The organism is Pseudoalteromonas sp. XMcav2-N (assembly GCF_024124545.1).
Classification (GTDB): domain Bacteria; phylum Pseudomonadota; class Gammaproteobacteria; order Enterobacterales; family Alteromonadaceae; genus Pseudoalteromonas.
Map to the genome: position 1 here is coordinate 256,155 of NZ_JAMXSF010000003.1, position 26,897 is coordinate 283,051.

The following is a 26,897-nucleotide window of genomic DNA, read 5'->3' on the forward strand; positions in this document are numbered from 1 at the left end:
AAGACTGGTGGCTTTATATCAGATCTCGCTCGGTGCTTAGAAACTATAGTTAAACCCTAAGAAGTATTGGCGACCGAACTCTTTATACTCCCCGGTTGCCAATGCCGTACCATAGTTAGTGGTGTTAGGCTCATCAGTTAAGTTATTGACCTGTAACACAGCCTGCAGACCATTTTCAAAGTCATACGTTCCCTGCCAGTCAATCACTGTATATTCATCCGCCCACGCCAAAGACGAGCCACCCGGTGATGCGCCTTCATAGACATACTCATCACGATAACGAACGTTCAGGTGCGTCGTAAATGCATCGATATTCCAGAAAACTGTCGCACTCCAGACATTTTTCGACAAGCCAGGCATTGGCAGCTGCTGATCCGGGAAGTTACCGCCGCCATCAACGGTTGTTTCACTTTCGGTATATGAATAGTTAGCATTGAAACCTAAGCCAGAGAACACGCCTGGCAGATTATCAAACATAGTAGTGTAAGCTAACTCCACACCACGAATATAGCCACCCTGATCATTGTTTTGAGTTGTCTGATACTGACCAGCAACAAAGCCTTCCGGTACTTCAAGACCGATGCTTGACCAGTCAACCTCACCTTCCTGATAAGTAATGCTTTCAATTAAAGACTCAATGTCTTTCCAGAAAATTGCCGCAACGAATGCACCACCATCTTCAAAGTAACGCTCATACGACAAGTCAAATTGAGTTGCACGGAACGGATCAAGGTTTGGATTACCTTTTGACCAAACATTGTAACGAGGACTTTCACCGTCATTGGCTGTATCGGCCCAAGAACCTGCACCGCCACGTAACTGATACACAGGAGGACGACCCATTACTTTTGCCGCAGCGAAGCGTATTTGATCTTCGTCACTAACACGGAAATTAAGGTTTAAAGAAGGTAATGTATCTGTGTACTCTGGTCCGTATTCAACATGACGATAATCAGTACGTGCAACACCGTTATCATCAACAATGGTATCGCCTACTTCATCACCCTGGATCTGCTGGATCCCGACTGATTTAGTGTCTGTTTTGACAACACGTACACCAAAGTTACCTGTAACTGGAATGTTCCCAATTTCAGTATCTATATTGGCCATCACATAACCAGCTAACACTTCTTCTTTAACAGCGCCACTTTCAATCAGTGTCCAGTTATGCTCCCAGGTCTGCTGTGCGCCGTAATTACCCGGACCAAATACCGCGTCAGCAATACCCACCAAGTCTAGCTCAAGATAGTTGAACCCTCGAGTATGCTCCACAGTGACGAAACCATCCAGAGAGTGCGGAATACAGGCATGATTTTGGTGGTTAAATTCACACCCTTTATTGGTAACAATTGTACCATCAGGCATTTTGTAACCATTTTGACCTTCACGCGCACCCCAGCGGAACGTTGAACGCTGGTCCGTGAACTCGCGATCTGACCAGCGAGCACCAACTTCAATTGAAGAGATAAACCCAGCTTCAACATGATACTTAAAGTCTACTTTAAAGCTGTCCAATTCATCTGTGTACCGGTGTGGGAATTGCTCCCAGTCACCCAGACGCATGTTAGACAGATCTGTGTAACTATTGCCCAGGGTAAGCTGAGGTAAATCTTTCTCTTGCTGTACAAAAGAGAAGCTCTGGTTGCGCATTTCCTGCCATGTTTCAACCAAAGTGCCATCTACAACGGCATTTCCAAACTCGTAGGCATGCATAGATGCAATCATATCACGGCGCGTTTTCTCGCCTTTACTATGTGCAAAGTCCAGTCTGAGTTCCCACTTGTCTGTCACATACTCTAAGTCCAGACCAAAGCTGTCTGTCGTAGAATCAGTCGACTGATCTTCAGAACGCATTTCAACCCATGGGCCCTTGTGGTCAGTGATCACAACATCACCGGCAACTAAGAAACCATCTTGTACAACCGCGTTGTTAAGTGAGTACAGGGAACCTACATCTTTCTCGAAGCCTTCAATGTTCAAACCGCTTTTACGGTCTTCCGATTCAAACTCAGAACGAAAATAGTCAAATTGTACTTTCAGAGCATCTGTAGGCTGGTAGACCAAAGTACTCATAAGGCCCAGACGCTCGTCTGACCCTTTTGCAGATCGAACCTGGTAACCGTTAACTGAACGCTCTTCTTTACCGTCACCATCAAAGTCTTGTGAGCGTTTTGGTGCGTGCGCTGAAACGTCAATTGCATTATTAGGCTGGTTTAAGAAGGCCGCGCCAATGCCAAAACCCAAAGTTTCATCAAGGAATTTGCCCTGATAAGAGAAGCTGATGCGCTCACCGCTAGAATCAGCACCGACATCTGATGCCGCGTCATTATAGGAGTAACGTACTGAAGAGCTAAAGTTATGCTGCTCTTTTGCCTCAAGCGGGTTGACTGTTTTAAGCTCAACCGTTGCAGCAACCCCACCTTCAACCAAAGAGGCTTTTGGTGACTTATAGACCGCAGCCTGATTAATAAGCTCTGACGGGTACTGGTCAAATGAAATCCAACGGCTACCTGCGGTGTAACCACTAGTACTGGCCTGCTCGCGACCATTCAGGGTAGTCTGAATAAAGTCACCGTTCATACCACGAATATTCAGCTGTGATGACTGTCCACTGGCACGAACCGCGGTTACACCGGGCAAACGGCTCAAAGAGTCTGCAATGGATACATCGGGCAGAGATGCCAGGTCGCCGGCATCAACAACTTCAGCTACTGTGTCGCTGTAGCGCTTTTTATCGATAGAAGCGATGATACTGCGCGAAATACCGCGTACCTCAATAACTTCAACGTCTTCTTTCTTTACTGCTTTCTCTTCTTCTGCAACGACCGAAAAGTGGCTAACGCCAGCGGCCATAAGCGCAACTGTTAGCATACTTGGTTTGAACATAGACATAGTGTTTTATCCCAATTAACCATTTTTATGACGCCTAGTTGTTTGTTAATTCGTCACACGGTGACCCGTGGGGCGCTACAACGATTTATAAAGGCGGTAATTTTGTTGTCAGCGGCAATAGTAGCGCTGCGTTCAACACGCAAACAACTTTATGCATACGTATTCAACGCAACTTGCAGCGAAAGCTGTTCACAGAATGTTCACCATCAAACAAGCTAACTTACTGTAAAATTTATAAATGTTAGCGCAACAATCTTTCCCGAAAAACTGGTCATACATGCTTCTTCAGGTTCACTAAGTTTTAACGAAATTAAAATATCTGCCAGTTAATCGTCGATAAAACTTGCCATATTTTTCCTTCACACTCTACCAATGGAAATTGGTATTACCAATTAATCTTACTGTAACACAGATAAAACAGGGAGGCCTGAGATTGATGGCAATATTGGTAAAGTGCACCGACAAGTCTGTATTTATTCTTATATTCTATTTCAAGCGTAACTAATTACGCTGCATACGTATGCAGGCTTTTTACTCATATCAAAGCATGCCGTATGCTCTTCGCCATTGTTAATATTCCGTGTTGGCGTAACCCGCTTACTCAAAAACCTGATCTCAACCCGACTGAATTGACTACAGTTATTATGCTACTCAATACACAGAGTTAAGAGATGGCCCCCAGAGGTAAACTTGTATACGACAACCCGACTGCACGGCGCAGGAGAAAGTGCATGGCTCAAAATGAATGGTGGAAAGGCGCGGTTATTTACCAGGTATATCCTCGTAGCTTTTGTGATACCAATAACGATGGAATTGGCGATCTTCAGGGGATCATAAGCAAGCTCGACTATATTAAATCGCTCGGCGTAGATGCCATCTGGATCTCGCCATTTTTTAAGTCACCAATGAAGGACTTTGGTTACGATATCAGTGACTATCGTGACATCGACCCTATGTTTGGCAGCCTTGAAGACTTTGACGAGCTGATTGATAAAGCACATCAACGCAATATTAAGATCATTATTGACCAGGTACTTAGCCATACCTCAGATGAGCACCCCTGGTTTAGCGAAAGCCGTGCCAGTCAGACTAACCCCAAAGCTGACTGGTATGTCTGGGCGGATGCTAAGCCTGACGGCAGTCCACCAAACAACTGGCTGTCAATATTTGGTGGCGTGGCCTGGCAGTGGGATTCGCGCCGCTGTCAGTACTACCTACACAATTTCCTGACCGAGCAACCTGACTTAAACTTCCACAACCCAGAGGTACGTCAGGCTGTACTGGATAACGTGGAATTTTGGTTAAAAAAAGGCGTAGATGGATTCCGTCTCGATGCCATTAACTTCTGCTTCCACGATCAGCAATTGCGAGATAACCCGGCTAAACCTAAAGAGTTACGTCAGGGCCGTGGATTTAGCGAAGACAACCCCTATGCGTTCCAGTACCATTATTACAATAACACTCAGCCAGAAAACCTTGCCTTCATGGCCGAGATCCGCGCCCTGCTCGATCGCTACCCGGGCACCGTAAGCCTGGGTGAGATTTCGTCTGAGGACTCACTTCAGACCATGGCTGAATACACCTCAGGTGGCAATAAGCTGCACATGGGCTATAGCTTTGAATTGCTGACGAAAGACTACAGTGCAGGCTACATCCGTGAAACGGTATCTCGTCTTGAAGCTGTCATGACTGAAGGTTGGCCGTGTTGGGCATTCAGCAACCATGATGTTGAGCGTGTCGCAAGCCGCTGGTCAAAAGACGGAAAAACGGTCGATGCACGACAAGCAAGTATGCTAACAGCCCTGCTTGGCTCGCTGCGCGGCAGTGTATGTATGTATCAAGGAGAAGAGCTGGGCCTGGGCGAAGCAGATGTTGCGTTTGAGGATTTACAGGACCCCTATGGCATTACCTTCTGGCCAAACTTTAAGGGTCGTGACGGATGTCGCACCCCAATGCCCTGGAACGAGCAAAGTGAACATGCGGGCTTCACCGAAGGAAAACCCTGGTTACCTGTATCACCGGCACATCAGTCACAAGCAGTTTCTCAGCAGACTGACTCAGCTGATTCTGTTTTAGCCCGCTATCAGGCGTTTATGGCCTGGCGTAATACTGTGCCTGAGCTACAGGTCGGTGATATCGAATTTATTGATACACCGGAACCTGTGCTGGCATTTTATCGACGTCATCAGGGTAAAACGGTGCTATGTGTGTTCAACCTCGGTGAGCAGCCAACGCAACTTGCAATGGACATTAAAGACCATGCACCACACCTGGAAATTGTTCATCACAATGGTCACTATGAACACAACCAACTATCCCTGCCCGGATTTGGTTGCTACTTTGCTTCATTGTAACCCCTTGAACAAAAGCCCCGACAGCGGGGCTTTTTTTATACAGTTATCTGATGCAACTTAGCAAATTTGCTTCAGTTCGTGCACTGGCATCGCTTTGTAATAATACCACCCCTGATGTACTGACACTCCCTGCCGGGACAGGTATTCCGCCTGGTGCGCCGTTTCTACTCCTTCCGCAATCAGCTTTTTATCAAGCTTTGCCGCCATCTCTATCACTGCATTTAGTACAGGGGATTGCAGGTTCTCCATACCAATAGAAGCAACAAAGGTTTGATCTATTTTGAGTAGATCAATCGGAAAGCTCTGCAGGTAATGTAAGCCACTGTAGCCTGTACCAAAGTCGTCTATTGCTATCTCAACGCCCTGCTCTACCAGTGACTGCAAAACCGAGTGTATCTGCGCCTGAGATAATACATCTCGCTCGGTCAACTCTATGGTCAGCTGAGGGATAACCAGATTCGCTTTATGCAAAACCTCAAGGTAGTCTTTGCAGGTTAACAAGTATCCATTGACGTTAAACGACACCTTAAAGTCAGGGTGATTTTGAACAATCTCGCTCAATTCCGTCAGCGCCCTCTCAATCTGATAAATCGACAGGTCAAGAATACTGCCATCTCGTTCTGCTTCGGGGATAAAGTAGGCCGGGCTAAGCTCGCCCTCTACCGGGTGCTGCCAGCGGATCAACACCTCAACACCAACAACCTCACGAGTCGTAGCATCCACCAGTGGCTGATAAACGTTAAAAAGTTCCTGTCTGCTGATGGCTCCAAGTAAAAGTGCGCGGCTACTCAGTACGCGACGGTCATAGTAGTTTAACAGCATGGTGAGTCCAATCAGGCTGCCACAGTATAAAAGCAAGAGGGTTAGCAACCATACAGGTTGAATCGTGGAAAGTTGCTTAGCATCACTGGCAACCATAATGGTCAGTTGTGGTAAGGCTGCAAGCGGGCGAGCAAAAATATACTTTTGTGTTCCATCATCAAAGTCCCCTTCAAACTCCACCACATCGTGCATCGGGAAAAGCGCCTCACCCAGTGGCAACGTATATTTTCCACGCAAAAAAATGGGTACTCCTGAGTCACCATCAAGCAAAGCAATAAACGCCAGATTTCTATGCCGGGTAATATCCAATGTGTCGCTCAGCCAGCTGGTTGGCAGTAATGCATTGACCTCAAACCCATCGCTGCGTGTCCGTGCCAGTACAAATGCGGGTACTTGTAAAAAGTCAGTGATGATCGGACCGTGGTATCTTAATCCAGATTGTTTGACAGGCTCAGTGGTTTGTACGGGTGGTGTCAGACGGCCAAATGAGTTACACAGTAAGCGCCCCTGTTGATCGACAATGCCAATTTCACTCAATGCAGGATTTACAAAAACCTGCTCTCTCATTAGAGCAATGGTGTCTGCATCACAGTGTGTATTTAGTTGCTCTGCCTGCTTAAGGAAAACATCTATATTGTGAAGCTGCGAATCCAGCTCCAGTCGGATCAATTCGGAAGCGGCCTGAACGGATTGCTTTGCGGCGTCTTTTTGCTGAACGTAGACAAAGATCGCAAGCAGCCCAAACAAAAAAGAGCTAATTAACCAGGCGACGATGATATTTTTGATACGATCAGTCAAGGAGTGATTACCCTGGGTCAACTTCGCACTCCAAACTCAAATACAAAGGCCAGATGGTAAAACAGCTAAATGAAGTTTTTATGACAAAAAACCCCGGCTTGCGCCAGGGTTTCTTAATTATCAGACAGATAGCCTTTGAGCACCTCAGGAAAAGCTTCCTGTGGTTAACTACTTAGCCCACTGCGTGATCACAGGTTTTTACTGGTACCCACTTCTACGCGTGTTTTTAACTTCTGACCAGGTCTGAAAGTTACAACACGACGTGCCGAGATGGGAATGTCTTCACCAGTTTTAGGATTACGACCTGGGCGTTCTTTCTTATCGCGCAGATCGAAATTACCAAAACCGGACAGCTTTACCTGCTCTCCACTTTCCAGCGCTGAGCGGATTTCTTCAAAAAACGCTTCAACTAAGTCTTTGGCATCCTTTTTATTTATCCCCAATTTCTCAAATAGGTGTTCAGCTATGTCGGCTTTAGTAAGCGCCATATCTAGTCCCTCAACGATGCATTAAATTGTTTGGCCAATTCGGCCACCACGATTTCTACAGTGTCGTTGATGTCTTTCTCTTCGAGCGTTCTATCAACGGCTTGCAGTGTTAGAGCAATGGCTAAACTCTTATAACCAGGCTCAATACCTTTGCCCTTATACACATCGAATAAGTTTAGGTCAACTAATTGATTTCCGCCAACTTTCTCAATGCTTTCTAAAATATCGCCTATTTTTACATCATCTGCAACTAAAATAGCAATATCACGGCGATTTGACGGGAATTTCGAGATACTGACGGCTTCTGGAAGGTGTCGCTGTGCAATTGCCGCTGTTTCAACTTCAAAAACATACGCCGTTTCATTCAGATCCAATGATTTTTGCAGTTGTGGATGAACCGCACCAATGAAGCCGACTTGCTCTCCGTTAGCGTAAATTGCAGCTGATTGACCTGGGTGTAGTCCATCACATACCTGTGCTTTAAAGCTAAAACGCGCTTTATCGTTACACAAGGCAAGTAATGCTTCAACGTCCCCTTTTACATCAAAGAAGTCGGTTTTGCGGCTCGCAATACCCCAGTGTTCATTGTGCGTATTACCATAAACTACGCCGCCAATGACCGGAGCTTGACGAACGCCGTTTTCAGCCGCTTCATCTTTAATGAATTTCAGGCCGTGTTCGAACAAGCGAATACGTGACTGCTGACGGTTTTGGTTATACGCCACCGCATTAAGCAGTCCAGGCATCAGACTCACACGCATTGCCGACATTTCTACAGAAATTGGGTGCGGCAATACCAGTGCATCGCTGTCTGGGTGTAAAAGTTGTTGTTTCTTCGGGTCGACAAAGCTGTAGGTAATCGCTTCCTGATAACCACGTGCAACCAGTTCATTGCGCAAGCGAGAAACAGGTAGACGCGCTTCCTGATGGTCGGTCATCTTTAACGCTGCTGTAGGGGCAACGTTTGGAATGTTGTTGTAACCAAATACACGTGCAACTTCTTCAATCAGATCTTCTTCAATACTGATGTCAAAGCGGTAGCTTGGTACCGTGGCTGTCCAGCTGTCGTTGGCAAAAGTCACATCCAGACCCAAACGCGTCAGAATGTCTGCCACTTTGCTGTCTTCAATATGGTAGCCAATAACACGATCAAGACGTGCGCGACGAAGCGTTACTGATTTTGCTTCTGGCAAATCTGATTCTGACACAGCTTCTACCACAGGGCCTGCCTGTCCGCCCGCAATCTCAAGTAGCAACGCCGTTGCGCGCTCCATGGCATCACGCTGTAGTTGATAATCAACACCACGCTCGTAGCGGTGTGATGCATCGGTATGCAAGCCATAGCTACGTGCCTGACCAGCAATAGCTAAAGGACTGAAGAATGCACTTTCAAGCAAGATGTCTGTTGTGCCTTCTTTAACACCTGAGTTTTCACCACCGAAGATACCGGCCATGGCCAGCGCTTTGTTATGATCTGCAATGACCAGCGTGCTTGGCTTCAGCTTGGCCGTATTGCCATCGAGCAGTACCAGCTCTTCACTTTCTGCTGCGCTGCGTACTTTGATCCCACCTTCAATGGCATTCAAATCGAAAGCATGCATTGGGTGGCCCAGCTCAAGCAGCACATAGTTGGTAATATCTACAACCGGGTCGATTGAGCGAATGCCGGAGCGACGCAGTTTTTCAACCATCCACAGAGGTGTAACCGCATCCAGGTTGATGCCCTTAACCACACGGCCAAGGTAACGAGGACAGGCCTGGCTGTTCACCAGTTCAATCTCAATTTTGTCATCAATAGTAGGTTCAACGGCGGGAATAGCCAGCTCATTGACATCAATGCCATTTAATACGCCTACTTCGCGTGCAAGACCTTTAATACCCAAACAGTCACTGCGGTTAGCCGTCAGGTCAACGTCGATGGTGACATCGTCAAGGTTAAAGTATTCGCGGATGTTTTGGCCAATTTGTGCATCAGCTGGTAGCTCTAAAATACCATCGGAGCTTTCAGCCATGCCCAGCTCTTCAAACGCACACAGCATGCCGTGTGAAGGCTGACCGCGTAATTTTGCTTTTTTGATCTTAAAGCCGCCTGGTAGTACCGCACCGACTTTCGCCACAGCCACTTTCAGGCCCGCACGACAGTTTGCCGCGCCACATACGATGTCCAGCAGCTCGTCTTCGCCAACGTTTACTTTGGTGACACGCAGTTTGTCTGCATCCGGGTGCTGACCACACTCAACGACTTCACCGATAACCACGCCATCAAAATCACCTGCAACCGGGTCGACACCATCGACTTCCAGACCGGCCATTGATAACTGTTCAGATAGAGCCTCGGTATCAATCGCAGGATTAACCCATTCTCTTAACCACTTTTCACTAAATTTCATTGTTGTATCGCTCTTATCTGAATTGGTTTAGGAATTTTAAATCGTTTTCGAAGAAAGCACGCAAGTCATTGACGCCATATCGCAGCATAGTCAGGCGCTCTACACCCATACCAAATGCAAAGCCGGTGTATTTTTCAGGGTCAATGCCGACCGAGCGCAGTACGTTCGGGTGTACCATGCCACAGCCTAAGACTTCTAACCACTTACCATTTTTGCCTTTCACATCTACTTCTGCTGAAGGCTCAGTGAACGGGAAGTAAGATGGACGGAAACGGATCTCCATGTCTTCTTCGAAAAAGTTACGCAAGAAATCGTGCAAAATACCTTTCAATTCAGTAAAGCTCACGTCGGTGTCGACCATCAGGCCTTCAACCTGGTGGAACATTGGCGTGTGTGTCTGGTCGTAATCGTTACGATATACCCGGCCCGGAGAAATGATACGCAGTGGCGGCTGCTCAGCTTCCATCGTGCGGATCTGAACGCCACTTGTCTGGGTTCTCAAAACCAGCTTAGGGTTAAAGTAAAACGTATCGTGATCGGCACGTGCCGGGTGGTGCTCTGGAATATTCAGTGCATCAAAGTTGTGGAAGTCATCTTCAACTTCCGGACCGGATTTAACCGCAAAGCCCAGCTCACCAAAGAACTGTTCGATTCGCTCTATAGTCCGTGTTACCGGATGCAAACCACCCTGTGGCATAGTACGTCCGGGCAGAGTCACATCGATAGTTTCTGCTGCCAGCTTCTGAGCCAGTGCGGCCTGCTCCAGCGCTTCACGCTTGTCATTGATCGCGGTCTGAACCTGATTTTTTGCCTGGTTGATCACCTGACCCGCTTCTTTACGTTCTTCTGGTGCCAGTTTACCCAGGGTTTTTAGTAGTCCAGTGATCTCACCTTTTTTACCAAGGTAGTTAACTCTGACTTCCTCAAGTTGCGCAACTTCGCTCGCGTTTGCAACGGCGTCCAGCGCTTGCGCTAAAATATTCTCTAAGTTCATTTTATACCTGATCTTGTTGAGGTAATTTGCCTTTGATTGAATCGGTTATAATAACTGAAACAACGGGGCAGATTCTAGCCCAAATTAGGGGCTTTTCATGGACAATTTAAAGGTTGTCAGTTAATTTTGGGCTGGTTTGAGGTTTTTGGTGGAATTTGAGATACCGGCGTTCAAAAATTCCACAGCAAGAGGTTATAAATTCAGGGTGGTTTTAATAAACGGGATCGTCAATTTTCGCTGTGCCGCCATGGATGCATGATCCAGTTTATCCAACACATCCAACAGGGCACGCATATCCCGACTAAGTCGGGTCAGCAAGAATCGGGCACATTCATCACTGAGTTCCAGTCCACGCATTTTGGCCCGTTTAACCAGTGCTTCGGCCTTATCATCATCACTCATCGAGCGGATCTGAAACGTAGTGCCCCAGGTAAAACGCGATTCCAGATCAGGCAGGCTCAGATTGAGCATATTCGGCAATAGATCGGCCGTGACCACCAAACATTTACCTGGCTCATTAAACCGATTAAAAAAGTTAAACAGTGCTTTTTCCCAGGGCTCATTGCCCGCGACCAAATGCACATCATCAATGCACACGACATCCAGCGCTTCCAGTCCATCTAACACCGCAGGCCCGAAGTTAATCAGCTCTCTGAGCGACAACAGAATTGTAGACAGGCCTTGTTCCTGAGCATGAATACAGGTGGCATAAAGCAGGTGTGACTTACCAGAGTCACCCAGACCACAAAGATAAGTAAACTGAAAATCCTGGTGAATTGCCTGAAGTGCGTTTTTCAGATGTGTTACCTCAAGCGAGCCCTCCCCCCCAAAATAAGCGCTGAAGGTTTCATCGTCGGGCAGGGTTACTGGCAAAGCCATTTGCATAGGCTGCATCATACTACTGCCCCACCCAGCTGTATCTGAGGTTATTGGCACTGGCCACCTGATAAAATGCACGCGGGTCAACATACACACTAAAAGCGCGCTCTAATTTAAGTGATTTTTGTAAATCAACCACAGACGAGCCGTGCTCCACTTCAAACTTCACCAAATCGCCCTGACGATAAATCACGTCGACATCCTGTACCGTGCTGATGCTCATTAACTGTCTTCTGGCCAGCTCGATTTTGCTGAATGAAGTCAATTTATCAACCGTTAAGACTGTACTGTTAGTGGCATAAGAGCGATTAGGGTCAATCACATATTCAGCAGCCAGCGCCGTTGACATATCATTGATCATGGCGATAAGCAGCTGCTGTTTATCACCCACTTGTTGCGTTGATTCAAATTGATCGGTATCCGTATAACGCCAGTCTAGTTGCCAGCTGCTGCTATTGGGTTGTTTAAACAACCGGCCTGTTATCACCCGCTCTGCGTTATAACGCATAGATGCCGCCTCAACTGGCTGGGAAAAGTTCCCCCATACCTCAGCAATGCCCACCTGAGCCCGGTCGGTCAGGTCCATCAGCGGCACCACCACAGGGATCCCCCACTCGGCCGCGGTGTCATAAATGAGTCGTTCCAGTTGAGGGTAGCTTTCCTGCGTTACAAACTCACGTCGCAGGTTGTCCTCAATCACTAACCAGATAGCAATCATGGGCCGACGGTTGCCCCACAAAGGCAAATTACTGTCTCTGACCAGCTGCTCTACTTTATCTGCTTCAAACTTCACCCGTATTTTGATATCGCCATCCGCAGACTCGATATACTCATATTTGAGCATATAGTCAGAAATGCGTTTTTTACTTTGGCGGATCAGTGGATGGTTTAAGTGCTCAGTGCGGCCTGTCAACTTTTGGATTACGCGGTCCAGCGCCTGTTGGCTTGCAACGACACGTTTTGCGCGTGTCTTGTTATCTACCTGCAACGTAGCTTCGTACAGATCTGTTACCTCAACCGCGCTTGCAGCCATACACCAGCCAAACAAACTCAGTAAAAATAATCTTAGTGCCATAACAACCAAAAAGTTAAGGAGAAAACCCGATCCTAATGCAATCGCAGTTGCAAAGCAAAAACCAACGTAGATAGATTTTCAACATTTAAGATGGATTGAGGAATTTATCACCGAATCTCAGACTCATCATAAAAATATGCCTGATTCTTACCCAGCTCTTTTGAAGAGTACAAAGCACTGTCAGCGCACTTCAACAAAGCCTCTGCACTGAATACGCCAGTGTTATTGGCGATACCTATGCTACAACCGCATTGCACCTGCTGCCCGCCTTCCAGCTGAATAGGACTCGCAATACAGGTTATCAGACGTGAACAGATCTGCATTAATACCTGCTTTTCAAGCGGATCGGAGAGTACCACAACAAATTCGTCTCCGCCGAGGCGACATAACACGTCATAGCTGCGCAGTTCTCTTTTAATTCTCTGCGCCACTTCCTGTAATACGATATCCCCACTGTGATGACCAAAATTATCGTTAATGGGTTTAAAATCGTCTAAGTCGAGATACAAAATATGCACGCTCACCGGGCCACGTTTTGAACGCTCGGCCAGATTATTCAGCTCCCGGAATAAGAACTTGCGATTCGTCAATCCGGTCAGCGTATCGTGCAAAGCTTCGTGTTCCAGCCGCTGTTGAAGCGCTTCGCGGATCCCTATCTCTTTTTTCAGTTCAACCAAGCTGGACTCCAGCTCCTCAGTGCGCTCCGCAACTTTAATTTCCAATTCACTTTGGTAATTTTGCAAAACTTTGTTTGCCTCAACCAATGCCTGCTGGTTATTAAAGGCATCCAGTGCAGACGAGATAACATGGCTAATGGTGTATAACACATCGACGATCACGCCTGAATATTCATCCTCACGGCGATAGGACTGAATGATAAACGCGCCCATAAAGTTATTGCGATTCACTAACGGAAAACACAGCCATTGCTTGGGGACAGTACCAATAATATTTAACTCACCCTGTGCCACCAACTCCTTGAGCTGCTCAGTTGTGTAGTTGCATACAGACTGAGATTGTAATGCATACGCAGTCAGCGAATGGGCGATTTCTTCCAGTGACAGGGCTTCGAGATCTTCAGGGTTAATATCATCCTTCACATCATGAAAATAGGGAAATGTCAGACTACGATCTTCGCGATATAAAACAACGTAAAAGTTGTCCGCATAGGTCACCTTTTGCAAGATACAGTGTATATCCAGCAAAAACCGCTGGATAGAATCACTGGTATTTAAGCAGGCAACTATGTCCGTCATGCTGTCAATCACTTCACCACTATTCAGGGAATCCATCGTCTCTAACACAAGATCACTCATCCTTTACTCACTCTGTTGCATCCTACATTTGGCACTTTAGTTAGTTTAGTCGAGGTTTTGTGGGAATGTACAAAGAAAAACAGGGAGAACCGCACCTGAGCCAACACACAAGTTAGGGCTTGACATAAAACCGCAACCCTTTAAGTTTACACTATTTAAACACAAAAATAACAATCAATGACATGCGTAAGGCTACTTTTGTTTTTCTTCATATGTTAATCATCGTATTGGTGATCTGCAGTTTGTTTACCGGCCTGAGGTTTTCTTTGCTCACTCAGGACTGGTTAAAATTCCTCAGTGCTCTGCTACCTCAGGGGAACCTGTACTTCTGGCACATCGGCAGTGCCAGTTTATTATCTGCGCTGGCTGCAGGATACCTGTTGCTTTCTTTGTGGCGTCCATATCGCAGCAGCCCGAGTCACTATCACCTGTGGGTGAACCGGTTTGGTTACCTAATCATACTGGTATTACTGAGCTCCGGATGGCTGCTCTGGCTGGGGCGATTTGTTGCAATCGCACAGCCTCTGCATTTTTACAGTTTCTGGTTATTGCTCATATACCTGCTCATGCATGGATGGGCCTACTTCATTCAACATGGCAAATACGTTATATCCGCTTTACTGCCAAAACAGCCAGACAAACACAGTATCGCGGTTGTTATCAGCGTCACTGCCGGAGGCATACTCTTATACAGCGCCGCTCAACACTCCGGTGAAACCTTAACTGTTGCATCACTCGCGCCCGAGGAGTTTATCGAGATCGACGGTCTTGGTGATGAGTCACACTGGCAGAGGGCGCCAGTTTACACAATTGAGACACACGGGGGGATCAACTTTGATGATGGCCGCAGCACCATCCAGGTTCAGGCTCTGGCAAACAGCCAGGAAAGTTATTTTCTCGTTCGCTGGACAGACTCAAGTATGAGCACCAATCACCTTCCTTTGTTAAAAACGCAAGCAGGCTGGAAAATTCAGCAAAATGGGTTTTATGAGTTCGATGAGCGTACATTTTATGAAGACAAACTAGCCGTTATGCTGTCGCACTCTTGCGAAGTCGGAGCCGATAATACTGCTCAGCTGGGCAACCGCCCGATTGATGGAAAACCACCAAACTGGCATGGTAAGGGGTTCCACGCCAGTATGGATGGAAAAATTCGCGACCTGTGGCACTGGAAAGCGGTTCGTACCAACGACATGTATCTAGCGGACGACAACTTTTTCGGCCCCCCTGCCAAAGAGCAAAAAGGCCAACGCAGATATACGGCAGGCTACCAGCCAGACGGCAAAGAGAGCGGCGCCTATGTGATGAACTGGCAATGGTATAAGCCGGGTTTGGTTACCCCGAAACGATTGCCCGACCAAAGCAACGCACACCTGAGCGTCTTGCCCTGGTTTGGCAGCACCCCCTATACCGCCGAAAATGATGATTTTGCACCAGGCAGTACACTGTCATCGATTCTCTATCGCTCCAATCGTTTTGAAGGTGATCGTGCCGATGTCAGGGCACGGGGAACCTGGGACAACGGCGTATGGACGCTGGAGTTAGTGCGCAAGCACGATACAGGCTCTGAGCACGATGTACCACTCACAAACGGCACCTGTATGTGGTTTTCTGCCTTTGATCATGCACAGGTTGGACATACCCGCCATATGCGCCCTGCAATTTTGAGGTACCCACTATGATCGCCCGATTGCTCATGTCGCTGGCCGCTGTTTTAATTGTGGCTTCTGTGCTTTGGCTGGACCCGGCAACTCCGGTGGCGCAACCGCATCCCAGGTATGTCAAACTGGATGAATATGGCAGTCCTCTGTCTCCATGGCAAGGCCCCTGGTCCTGCGTGCTGGATACGTCACAGCAACTGGTGTGGGAAGTTAAAACCGACAGCGAAAACATCCATGATGGCTACTGGACATATTCCTGGTACCTGTCAGGCGACTCCCGCTCTTCAGACCGGGCAAGAGGCGAAGCCAACCTTGGCGATTGCTATTTTGAAGCGAATCGTTGCGATACCCAGGACCTGATCAACAGAACCAGACAAGCTGCCTTGTGTGGCCTGACTCAATGGCGACTCCCCAGCGCACAAGAGCTAAGCAGCTTAGTGCAGGTACCGGCCCGTCCGGGTCATGCCCATATTGCTCAGGACTTTTTTCCCCATATGAAGCACGGAGACTACTGGAGTGCCGATCACTCTCAACCTCTGTCTGGCCATTACCGGCGCTTTAAACAAGGCGCTCTGGCCGTTAATTTTCATACCGGTAAACAGTATTCGTTGCCCTATCGCAATGCCGCATTCGTGCTATTGGTGGCCGATCTGCCATCAGAGCATCACTCTTCACGCACCTCAGGCGTGACTCATCAACCAACAACAGGAAACTAGGATATGAGAGTGCTTTTAGCAGGCCTCACTACCGTAAGCTTATTTACCTCAGCTGCATACAGTGCCAGTGACTATCACCGCTTAATCTGGGATACCGATCCCAGTCATCAGGCCACGGTGGGCTTTACACCCACAAGTGGAAGCGGACATTTTGTCAAATATGGTACCACCACGAATGAACAAAACTGGCAGGTAAAGCAGCCCACCGCAACCGCCGTTTTTGATGGTAGTCTCAACAGCCAGTTCGTCACACTGACAGGGCTCAGTGCCAACACAGCCATCTACTATCGGGTGTGCGGCAACGCGGGCTGTGGTCAGCGGATGTGGTTTAAAACGGCGCCAGACACCACCACAGGGTTTGTTGCGGTCGCGGGCGGAGACACTCGAACAGGCTGGACAACACGACGTGAAGGCAATGCACTGATAGCCAAGATCCGCCCTCTGTTTATTATGCATGGTGGCGATTATACCAATGCCAATTCAGCCCAGGAAATGCGTGAGTACCTCAAAGACTGGCAGCTGACCTTTTCTGATGACGTTATCGATGGGCAAAGCTACAAACGCATCTACCCGTTTGTTGCCACCTTTGGTAACCATGAAGACGACAACTTTAAAACCTTGTGTCAGGTTTTTGGGGTTGATTATGACCAAGACGGTGCCTGTACCAATAAAGATAGTTACGGCGCCTTTAACATCGCGAACCTGCTACGCGTCTATACCTTAAACAGCCAATACAAAGACAGTGGCTGGTCTAGCTATGCAACCGCCATGAACAATTGGCTTAAACAAGACTTGCAAAGCAATGGTGCCGGCACCAAATGGCGTATTGCTCAGTATCACAAGCCTATGTACCCACATTACTCAGGGAAATCGGACAATACTATTTTGCATACCTGGTGGGCAGACTTGTTCTATCAGCATGGAATGAACCTGGTCGTTGAATCTGATACACACATCAATAAGCTGACCGAAGCGTTGCAACCTTCAGGATCCGGATTTACCAAAACCACTACCGGCGGCACCGTGTATGTAGGTGAAGGTAGCTGGGGTGCCCCCGCTCGTTCAGCCAACGACCCGAAAAGCTGGACTATTGATTTAGCCAGTATTCAGCAGTTTAAAGTATTAAGTGTGACTGCGGACAGCATGAAAGTGCAAACGGCTCAGTTTACTGCCGGTGCTGATACACTCACACGTGAACAACGCACTGCCGACGCCCTTGCTCTGCCTGCCAATATCAGTTGGTGGTATGCCAGTGAGCTTGGAGAAACCATGACGCTCAAGCGCGCCGCCAATTCGCTTTCAATTATCGACAGAGACAGTGGTCCGGTTGACCCGGGCAATGAGCTACAAAATGGCCAGCCGGTCGGTAACCTCGCAGGCAGTGCCGACAGTGAAAAGGTGTTCACTATGGTTGTGCCAGAGGGCGCAAGCAATTTGCGCTTTACTATGAGTGGCGGTAATGGTGATGCCGACCTGTATGTACGTTTTGCGCAAAAGCCAACAACCTCAACATATGATTGCCGCCCATATAAAGATGGCAATAATGAAACCTGTACCATCAGCAACGTACAGGCGGGTACCTATTATATTGTTGTCCGCGGTTACAAAGCCTTCTCGGGCGTATCATTAGTCGGCCAATACGATCTGGGTACACCACCGGGCGATGGCAATAAGCAAGTATGGAGCGGGTTAAGTGCAACAGCAGGAAGCTGGATCCACAAAACCTTTGACGTACCTGCCAGTGCCACTAAGCTCACCGTGAGCACCTCTGGCGGCACTGGTGATGCCGATCTTTATGTGCGTTTTGGTGCGCAGCCTACCTCTTCTCGATACGATTGCCGCCCCTATGAAGATGGTAATACGGAAACCTGTACACAAACGCAACCTCAAACGGGCATCTGGCATATTTCCGTCAAAGCCTATAAAGACTTCAGCGGCGTGACATTAACCGCAGAGTATTGATAGTCTGACGCAACAAGGAGAGTAATCACCCTACTCTCCTTGATTTTTACTCATCTGCCCTTATCTTTGACACCTGAACAAACAGGGGCAATTTTATGAAATATCTGCACACTATGGTTCGGGTTGAAAACCTGGATGCATCTTTAAACTTTTACTGTAATCTGTTGGGATTAGTAGAAGTTAAACGTAAAGACAGTGAAGCCGGGCGCTTTACTCTGGTCTATCTGGCAGCACCCACACAGTTGGATGAAGCGAAAACCAGCTTTTCACCGACCATTGAACTGACCTACAACTGGGATACAGAGCAGTACAGTGGCGGGCGCAATTTTGGTCACCTGGCCTTTGCTGTTGAAGACATCTACGCTCTGTGTGACAAGCTCCAGGCTGCGGGAGTCACCATAAACCGGCCACCAAGATGTGGGCATATGGCCTTTATTAAATCTCCCGACGGTATCTCGATTGAGCTATTACAACAGGGCGAGCCGTTACCACCAAAAGAGCCCTGGCTGAGCATGGAAAACACCGGCAGCTGGTAAACATCGCCGTTTCAGTCAAGGTATACAGGTCGCGAAGTATCGAAGCCAGTCAAAACGCTGTCACTTCGCTACTTCGCGGTGGCGGGGCCGGCATCAATCTGATAACGACTCAAAAGCTGAGTCAGTTTACTGCGAAAGCTCGCCTCATTTAATGTGGTAACTAAACGTTCAAACTGTGATTGCAGCTGTGGAGGTGCCAGCATGGCTCTGTAATAAGACTCATGCGGCTGTTTAGACAAATGGAAATGCTCCTGCCAGCGGTTCTTTTGAATAAAGTAGTTAAGTGTGGAACGACTCACAATGGCAAAGTCCACACGTTCGCGCAACGCCAGCTCCAGCAAGCCTTCTTCACTGTTGGCATCGACCCGCTCCAACACCCCTGCGCTGACCGGTTTGACTGTACGAAAGTAGTGATAACCCAAAATGCCACCAAACTTTTTATTGCTCATTGAGGCCACCCCATCATATTCAAAGGGATTTTCGGCACAGGATACAAACTCATCGGTATCGTACATCAGTGGCTCACTCCATAAGTAGCGAGTCTTGTCCGGGTCTTTAAACCAGACGGGATGCACTCCCAGTACCGCACCATTTAAGGTCTGTTCATTGAGATCCCGCTCGATACGTCTGCGAGGCAAGTACACCAGTTTGTAGCGAGTGTGAGACTGCGAGGCGTTAAGTAATGCCACAAAGTCAAAGTACAAACCTTGTTGCTCTGCCTGATCCATGATGTAAGGGGGCTTGTTGTGATAGACGAATATATTCATTCGTTCAGCTGCATAAACGGGTAAAAGCACACTGAAAAGGGTTAAGATGAAGCTGACTATCAACGGGTTTATTTTCACAAATGACTGCCATAAAAAGGCTGAGAAGACTCTTTAAATCTAGAGCCAGTCTCCCCAACCTTCAAGCACATTGGTTAAATTCTCTTAACGGTTAATTACACCACCCATCGTTATAGGTCACTTGCACAGTCGCACCGACAGGCGCGCCACTGACCTTAAGGTATCCCCAATACTGGCTTTGATCACTCAGGTTAATACACTCACTGTTACCTGTCCGGTAAGATCCGGCCTCAACATTATTGTCGTTCGGCCACCCCTGATTACTGTACTCCAGTGTCAGATCACCGTTGCCATGGGCTGTTTCGATTCGAATGCTCTGCTGGCCACTGACGTTTTCCAGACTAAACCACATTGGATCCTGACTGCCCATACACACAGCAACGCCCTCTGACAGCCGCCCGCCAGACACGCTCCCCTGAGTCACACAGGTATCAGGTAAAGCCGCTACCGGCGCGGTATAGCTGGCAATCAGGTTAACGTCGGCATATGCATTGTAGCCCCTGAGCATAATGTAATACTCACCTGCTTTTGGTGTTGCAACGTCACAACGCTCAGCATTGCCACCAACATAAGGCCGACAATCGTAGGTATCCAGTGTAGGTTGCTGCGCGTGACGCAGATATAAATCAACATCTCCGCTGCCATCACTGGTACTGACGGTTAAGTCCGTTGCGCCTGCCGGAAGCTGAATTTTAAAGTATGTCAGTTCATCCTGAGCACCGGCAACACGCACAGCCTTGCCATTTTGTAACTCAACAATCCCCTGATCTGCACTGATCGTTGCCTGCGTTGTCACCTGATGTGCCAGCCCCTGATTGTCAGTCACAGTGAGTGTAACCGTGTAGCTACCGGCATCCTGGTACGTATGAACTGGGTCCGCTTGTGTGCTTTGCGCGCCATCTCCAAACTGCCACGCATAGCTTAGAGACTGTCCTTCCGGATCTGAGCTGCCCTGACTGCTGAAACGCACAGATGCGCCGGCTGTGCCCTGATAAGGACCATTTATAACCGCTGTCGGCGCCTGATTTGTATCGCCTGCCAGTTGTTGCGTCCACCGGGTAAACTCGTTGCCATATTGCGCAGCCCAGTTATTCATGCGCGCCTTATAAGCACTCCAGTTACCGACCCGGGTTTCTCCCAGCATGGCATTCACTTCATCTTTGTGTGTTTCGATCATAAAGCGCACAGCAAGATAACCCCAGCGATAGATCCTGTCCTGATCAAAGCCGTCATAGGTGGTTTCAAAGATCTCACCCAACTGATAGGTACTGCCGTCTTTTATCGTATCTATGGCATCCTGATTGTCATTCAGGTTGGCCACATATTCTGCCACCCCTTCGCTCCACCAGACAATGGCCTCCGTTGGGGCATTAAAGTCGCCATACAGGTCAAATCGTCCGTCGAGGTAATGCACATACTCGTGCTCCAGATTCCACACATAGTGATCAGCCTTAGCATAGCTGGCTTCATAAGCGATGAAGTTTGCCTGGTTACCGACAACACTCGGGTCCCCTTCCAGATACATTCCACCGTTGTCGGTGTTTATACCAAATATCGGACCCGCATATTTCTTATAATCTGCGCTGCTGTTAAAGATATTAACCTGCAGCATGGTGTTATTATCATCGGCGACGGGTGTTTGATTGGTTTCGAGCATGGTATGAAAGCGCGTCTCTTCTGCCGCCATGGTGTCACAGGCAGACAAATGCTGCGCCTGTGTCATCTCCTGAGAGCGAATACGGATAGTGCTGCTACACTGATAGCTCTGCGACAACGCTTTACCAATCAGCTCCTCTTTAAACCCACAGATCCCGAAATCATTACAATCCGCGTAATAGGTCGCGATATCAGCGGCACCAAGCCAGATCCCATCACCATAACCATAGCTCTGGTAGGTAGAGAACAGAGTTTTCAGGGCTGTATCGACGGCTGGCTGGATTGATGTTCCTGTATAATTCTTGAGCCTGGCAAGCTCTCTGCCGGCGTTAATGATCATGAATTCAGCATCCGACCCCAGCATCCAGCTTTGTTTGGTAAAGTTAGCCAGTAAACTCACCAGTTCTGCATCTTTACCGACTAGCGCAACAAAATCACTGTTCCACTGACCACGAAATAAAATGGTAAATATGCCATTCACCGCGCCACGCATATGCCAGCTGGTCGCATAGCTTTCGCTCCAGCGCGACAACCAGGCTTTCACGACTGGCAGATAAACATGCTGAAGCTCGGAAGAATCCATGGTGGTGATCACCTCGCTGAGTACCTCGCCATGCGCATCGTTGTTGTCATAGAAATGGCTATTGGCCACAAACGCATCCAGCGCGCCTTTCACCGCAGTTTGCACACTGCCGTCGAAGGTAACTGAGTCATTATAAAACTCGACGTAAAAACCGGCCCGAATAAACAAGAAAAACGCTTCCAGATCGGCACTGCCAGTCCCTGAATAATTCACAGACAAGGTCTTTGCCTGCGCAGCGACGGCCAGCATTTTTGCGGTTGTAAAGGTGGCAACCTGGGTATCAGAAGGTGCACTGAACAGATCATTGACACAACTTGCCCCCTGTCCGGAGACTTGCGCAACAATCGTGGATGCACTGGCATTGGCAAAAGCCGCCAGGTCGCAACTGCTTGCCACATCGACCTGTGATGAAGCCAAGTGCATTGCTACCGGCAAATGCGAATGCATTACAGAGTCACGGGCTGCTGTTGGTGCATTGTCTTGTGCAGTGTGGTTATGACCTTCGTCGCCATGAGCCAACTGTAAATCGGCAGCGTTCAGTGGTTTAAATTGTCTCTCAACTTGTTGCTGCGTTGCCTGCACGCTAGTGCATAGCAAGGGAAGCGCAGCGAGTATTGCTTTTATTTTCATAATGTAACCTTATTAAAATGTGTATCCAAACCCCATAAGAGGTGACATATTATTAACACCGATTTCACTATGTATACAATATAATTTATATAATTTTATTGAATATGCCTCCTTACTTTTCCTTTTAAGCATTATTTATTCATTTAAGTCAGAAAGTTAGCGGTTATGTGACAGAAAAAAGAGTGCGCTTGCCCTGTTTGTTGTTCGAAAAACCGCCCAATGAACCAAAAATATATAGCAAAAACATCAACAAACCGGCTGTACAGTTTTGCAGTTATCAGCAACCTGTTAACCAAGCTGTATGACAATGCGGTGAGAAGCAAAAGTGAAAAGCAATAGACTAAAGGCAGGTGTACCCATATAGTTAACGTGTAGCACCGCCAATAAGCGTGAAAAATAGAACATTCATTGCCATACAGATCTGTATAGGGAAAGAAACGATGAAATCTGTGACAGTATCCAGCTTGTAAGATTAGCTAAGTGCAGACAGTGCCTGAATTGATGCGCTTTTGCCAGTCAGGCGCTGCTACTAAGCCCACTCAAGACCCTGGCAACCATTCATCATCTGAGTGCCGCGCTAAAACAGCACATAATGCGGCTGAAGAAAGAGTTAGCCGCCCATCACTCTGCGCAGGTTAATTGTTATGTAATTCAGTGATAGACACTATGCCATAATGCTCAATCGTGACTATCAGAGTCCGATGCTCTAATCTGATCGGATATTGACCATCGGGGAGCCGCTTTGCCGTCAGGTTATTCAGCCCGACGATCAATCCATCCAGATCACTGCCCTGCCGCTGTCCCTCAACGCCACGCCCTCGCATATACTCCATGCCCTGCTGAACACATTTTTCAACAACAGCATCAGCCACCTTTCGGCCCGCCTGGTTTTTCAGTGACTTAAACAGTAACCCTTTGATTAAAGAAAACATAATACTTCCTATATGCGATAACTATGATGCAGGAAGTGTAACAAAGCTGGGTCCAGAGGAGTATGACAAATCGTTTCAAAGTATGAAGGTGTGCGCCCAGATGGGCGCATGTGTTAAGTTAAGCAACGGTTTATAATACTCATTGTTCACACTTAGGCTTCTAATTTCTGGTCAAAAACTGAAAAATTCAAACTTTTTTGTGAATCAATTTATTCCCAGGGTAAGTTATTTAATAAAGCTTTTTTTAATATAGAGGCTTTTACATCCCTACCATACGTTGCATGCTTTGCGTCCAAGACGCTTTAAAAGCTGGGTCTTGGGCAAACAGCTTGTAGAGTTCTAATTCGTCTTTACGGCGTCGAAGCATGATTTCTTTCAACATTTTCTCAAACGCTAGCTCTCGAGTATGAGGGTCTGCGTTGTTTTGGTATTTAGCTTCGAAGTCTGGGTGATTTCGGATGCTATCAGCAATATTCACAAACTTAACTCGTTGCTCTTCTGGGGTTGCGCTCCAACCTTGAAACCAACGTTCGTTAAAGATTTGGATGATCTCATCTAACGGGTCTTTCTCACTTTCAGCGCCATGTGCCCCACGCGGGTTCGGGTTTTGAGGATCTAACTCAGTTTCAGAGTCATCTAGCTCGATGGAGTGGTTAAGCTTAACCCTTTGTAATCCATAAGAGCTCAAATCGACGGAATCTAGTAACGAGTCTAATGCTTCTTTATCCGGGTCTTCGACGGAAAGCTTCGGAATCAAAAACTTCAAAAACCAGAACAGTTTTTCCCACTGAACGACCTCATAAGGCATGATAGATGCCATCTGACCGTAGATTTTCACAAACTGCTTGGCTTTCACTTTGAAATCGATTTTAAATTCGTTCTCAAGTTCTAACTCGTGGTTAAAACGCGCAGCTGCTATGTCAATGATTGGGCTTAGGTCCTGAGCATCTCTTCCTTCAAAGAAAAGCTTGTTGAATTCCTCAACTTCAAACCACTCATAAACACCAGTGCCATCCATATCATCTTTTAGCTCATGAAGAACATTGACATCTGTCGCTTCAGAAAGCGTTGTCGATGTATAGAAAGGGTCGAATGCGGTTTTTATATCATCCACTGAGTTGAAGAAATCCAACACAAACAGATCTTCCGTTTTCTTACCGTACTTTGGTGCTGAACGGTTCAAACGAGACAGCGCTTGCACACACAGTACACTCGCCAGTTTCTTGTCCACATACATGGCACAAAGCTTCGGTTGATCAAAACCTGTCAAATACTTATTCGCCACGACCAACAAACGAAAAGTATCTTGATCTACATGCTTAGGAATTGGGGAGTCCGAATCCTTACGCTTGTAGTTCACATCAAAGTAATCTTTGGTATCACCTTCTGGGAAGCCATTGAGATCTGCTTCAGTGTATTCAATTCCATCAACTTCTTTGGTGCCAGAGAAGGCAATGGCAACTTTAAATGGGTTACCCACCTTATCGAGTTGCCTAGTTAACGCTCGATAGTAGCGGATAGCTGACTCAATATTTTGAGTCACCACCATGCCCTTGCCTTTGCCTTTTAGCTTCTTACCGTTAATCACATGTTTGAGAAAATGTTCAAGCATGATCTCGGCTTTCGTATCTATGGTTTCTTGGCTTGCCTCTACATACGCTCGCAAACGCTTCTGCGCTTTTTTACTATCGAACTCAGGGTTATCTTGGATTGATTTTTCAATCTCGTAATAACTCTTATAAGTCGTATAGTTGGCAATAACATCGAGGATGAACCCTTCTTCGATCGCTTGTTTCATCGAATACAAATGGAAAGGAGCGTAAGTTCCGTCCGCTTGTCGCTGACCAAACTTTTCTAGAGTGGTGTTTTTGGGCGTTGCAGTGAAAGCAAAATAAGAGGCATTTCCACGCATCTTACGAGAGCGCATTGCCTGTAGGATTTTGTCCTGAGCATCTTCCAGCTCTGCCACTTCCCTCTTGCCCATTGCACGGTTCATATTGTCATGAGCGGAGCCTGACTGAGAGCTGTGGGCCTCATCAATAATGACGGCAAAACGCTTATCACTTAAATCTGCAATACCATCAATAATGAATGTAAACTTCTGAATGGTGGTAATGATGATTTTCTTGCCATTCTCTAATGCTGACTTTAGCTCAGACGATTTAAACGCAGGCGCAACAATGTTCTTCACTTCGGAGAACTCTTTAATATTGTCGCGTAGCTGCTTATCGAGCAATCGACGGTCAGTAACAACGATGACCGAATCAAATAGAGGCACTTCTTTTCCTCTACTCCCTGGTAGATCATCGCTGATAGGATAAGTTTCAATGAGCTGATATGCAGCCCATGTAATTGAGTTAGACTTACCTGAACCCGCTGAATGCTGTATCAGATAGGTTTGCCCAACACCATTAACTGAGCAGTGATCAACCAAGCGACGTACGACATCCATTTGGTGGTATCGAGGGAAGAACAAAGTTCGTTTGTCCAACTGCTTTTTGCTGCTGCCATCAAGGCGAACAAAGTGCTGAATAATATTAGCGATGCTTTCTTTGCGAAACACCTCTTGCCACAAGTAAGCCGTCTTGTGGCCATATGGGTTAGTCGGGTTTCCTTTGCCTAGATTGAAGCCTTTATTGAACGGTAGGAAGAATGTCTTTTTACCTGCCAATTTGGTCGTCATATAGACTTCATCGGTATCAACCGCCATATGAACCAAACAACGTGCGAAATTCAACAGAGGTTGGTTAGCGTCTCTATCATCTCGGTACTGTTTCTGACCATGATAAGCAGCATTTTGTCCCGTCCAATGGTTTTTAAGTTCAAGAGTAATCAGCGGAATACCATTGATGAAAAGTACCATGTCGATCTCTTCCAATGGGTTTGCATTGGAATAACAAACTTGGCGAGTCACGCTAAACAAGTTGGCTGCGAAATCTTTTTCTATCTTCTCAGAACTACTTGCGAGAGGTGCTGGATACATTAACGTTAGAAACGCGTCATCAACGTCTAGCCCCTTTTTCAATAGCCGCAATACACCATGACGCTTGATCATACGATCAAAGCGCTCAAGGATCTTTCTCTGCCAATCGTGAGGGCTGGTGCGTTTGAGCTTTTCTAGCTCACTCGCTTGGGTATCTTCGAGAAACTGCCAAAACAAACGGATATCTAAAGCATACTGTTTGTCAAAGTCACTTGGAGAGCCAATAAGATAAAGCGCGTTATTGTAATTAAGCGGTGCTTCACCCAACGCTAGCTCTTCTTTACAAATACCGGCTAAACCTTTTTCTATTGCGGCCTCTAGTGCCTGCTCATTTGTTTTACTAACCATAAATTCCCGTTGTTTGTTTTGATTATTCAGAGTCTTT

General features: G+C 47.2%; 17 protein-coding genes. 5 read left to right on the forward strand and 12 right to left on the reverse strand.

Annotation, left to right across the window (positions count from 1 at the left end):
• Positions 1-36 precede the first annotated feature (36 nt).
• On the reverse strand, positions 37-2,892 hold the full coding sequence (locus NH568_RS05790; protein ID WP_253045501.1) for a TonB-dependent receptor: 2,856 nt from the start codon (positions 2,890-2,892) through the stop codon (positions 37-39).
• A gap of 731 nt (positions 2,893-3,623) precedes the next feature.
• On the opposite strand from NH568_RS05790, the gene NH568_RS05795 reads away from it, so the two are divergent.
• Positions 3,624-5,246: an alpha-glucosidase family protein gene (locus tag NH568_RS05795; RefSeq protein WP_253045503.1), complete on the forward strand. Its 1,623-nt coding sequence runs from the start codon at positions 3,624-3,626 to the stop codon at positions 5,244-5,246.
• Between the two features lie 57 nt (positions 5,247-5,303).
• Here the strand turns inward: NH568_RS05795 and NH568_RS05800 are convergent, their stop codons facing one another.
• The 7 genes from NH568_RS05800 to NH568_RS05830 form a co-directional block, all read right to left on the reverse strand.
• A complete protein-coding gene (locus tag NH568_RS05800; RefSeq protein WP_253045505.1) occupies positions 5,304-6,866 on the reverse strand; it encodes an EAL domain-containing protein in 1,563 nt (520 codons plus the stop codon).
• Between the two features lie 188 nt (positions 6,867-7,054).
• Positions 7,055-7,354, reverse strand: coding sequence for an integration host factor subunit alpha (gene ihfA, locus NH568_RS05805; RefSeq protein ID WP_010384797.1), 300 nt, complete (start codon positions 7,352-7,354; stop codon positions 7,055-7,057).
• Between the two features lie 2 nt (positions 7,355-7,356).
• Positions 7,357-9,744 (reverse strand): phenylalanine--tRNA ligase subunit beta, encoded by a 2,388-nt coding sequence (gene pheT / locus NH568_RS05810; protein ID WP_253045510.1) that lies wholly within the window; start codon positions 9,742-9,744, stop codon positions 7,357-7,359.
• Between the two features lie 13 nt (positions 9,745-9,757).
• Complete coding sequence (pheS, locus tag NH568_RS05815) at positions 9,758-10,738, reverse strand: phenylalanine--tRNA ligase subunit alpha (RefSeq protein ID WP_046004550.1); 981 nt, start codon at positions 10,736-10,738, stop codon at positions 9,758-9,760.
• 192 nt (positions 10,739-10,930) lie between these two features.
• Positions 10,931-11,635, reverse strand: a complete 705-nt coding sequence (gene hda / locus NH568_RS05820) for a DnaA inactivator Hda (RefSeq protein ID WP_253045512.1) — start codon at positions 11,633-11,635, stop codon at positions 10,931-10,933.
• A 1-nt stretch (position 11,636) separates the two neighbouring features.
• A complete protein-coding gene (locus NH568_RS05825) occupies positions 11,637-12,692 on the reverse strand; it encodes a DUF2066 domain-containing protein (protein ID WP_253045516.1) in 1,056 nt (351 codons plus the stop codon).
• A 107-nt stretch (positions 12,693-12,799) separates the two neighbouring features.
• A complete protein-coding gene (locus tag NH568_RS05830; RefSeq protein ID WP_253045518.1) occupies positions 12,800-14,008 on the reverse strand; it encodes a GGDEF domain-containing protein in 1,209 nt (402 codons plus the stop codon).
• A 182-nt stretch (positions 14,009-14,190) separates the two neighbouring features.
• Between NH568_RS05830 and NH568_RS05835 the strand changes: the two genes are divergently transcribed.
• From NH568_RS05835 to NH568_RS05850, 4 genes are all read left to right on the forward strand, one after another.
• Positions 14,191-15,690: an ethylbenzene dehydrogenase-related protein gene (locus NH568_RS05835; protein ID WP_253045521.1), complete on the forward strand. Its 1,500-nt coding sequence runs from the start codon at positions 14,191-14,193 to the stop codon at positions 15,688-15,690.
• The gene (locus NH568_RS05840; protein WP_253045524.1) at positions 15,687-16,385 is read left to right on the forward strand and encodes a DUF1566 domain-containing protein; all 699 of its coding nucleotides are present in this window, start codon (positions 15,687-15,689) and stop codon (positions 16,383-16,385) included. Before NH568_RS05835 ends, NH568_RS05840 begins: the two co-directional genes overlap by 4 nt.
• A gap of 3 nt (positions 16,386-16,388) precedes the next feature.
• The gene (locus tag NH568_RS05845) at positions 16,389-18,347 is read left to right on the forward strand and encodes a pre-peptidase C-terminal domain-containing protein (RefSeq protein ID WP_253045526.1); all 1,959 of its coding nucleotides are present in this window, start codon (positions 16,389-16,391) and stop codon (positions 18,345-18,347) included.
• A 95-nt stretch (positions 18,348-18,442) separates the two neighbouring features.
• The gene (locus NH568_RS05850; RefSeq protein ID WP_253045530.1) at positions 18,443-18,883 is read left to right on the forward strand and encodes a VOC family protein; all 441 of its coding nucleotides are present in this window, start codon (positions 18,443-18,445) and stop codon (positions 18,881-18,883) included.
• A gap of 68 nt (positions 18,884-18,951) precedes the next feature.
• Here NH568_RS05850 and NH568_RS05855 read toward each other — a convergent pair whose 3' ends face one another.
• The 4 genes from NH568_RS05855 to NH568_RS05870 form a co-directional block, all read right to left on the reverse strand.
• On the reverse strand, positions 18,952-19,650 hold the full coding sequence (locus tag NH568_RS05855) for a transporter substrate-binding domain-containing protein (protein ID WP_253045534.1): 699 nt from the start codon (positions 19,648-19,650) through the stop codon (positions 18,952-18,954).
• Positions 19,651-19,819: 169 nt separating this feature from the next.
• Complete coding sequence (locus tag NH568_RS05860; RefSeq protein WP_253045546.1) at positions 19,820-22,597, reverse strand: collagenase; 2,778 nt, start codon at positions 22,595-22,597, stop codon at positions 19,820-19,822.
• A gap of 635 nt (positions 22,598-23,232) precedes the next feature.
• On the reverse strand, positions 23,233-23,529 hold the full coding sequence (locus NH568_RS05865; RefSeq protein ID WP_138550574.1) for a hypothetical protein: 297 nt from the start codon (positions 23,527-23,529) through the stop codon (positions 23,233-23,235).
• Between the two features lie 259 nt (positions 23,530-23,788).
• Complete coding sequence (locus tag NH568_RS05870; RefSeq protein ID WP_253045550.1) at positions 23,789-26,860, reverse strand: type I restriction endonuclease subunit R; 3,072 nt, start codon at positions 26,858-26,860, stop codon at positions 23,789-23,791.
• Between the last annotated feature and the right edge of the window lie 37 nt (positions 26,861-26,897).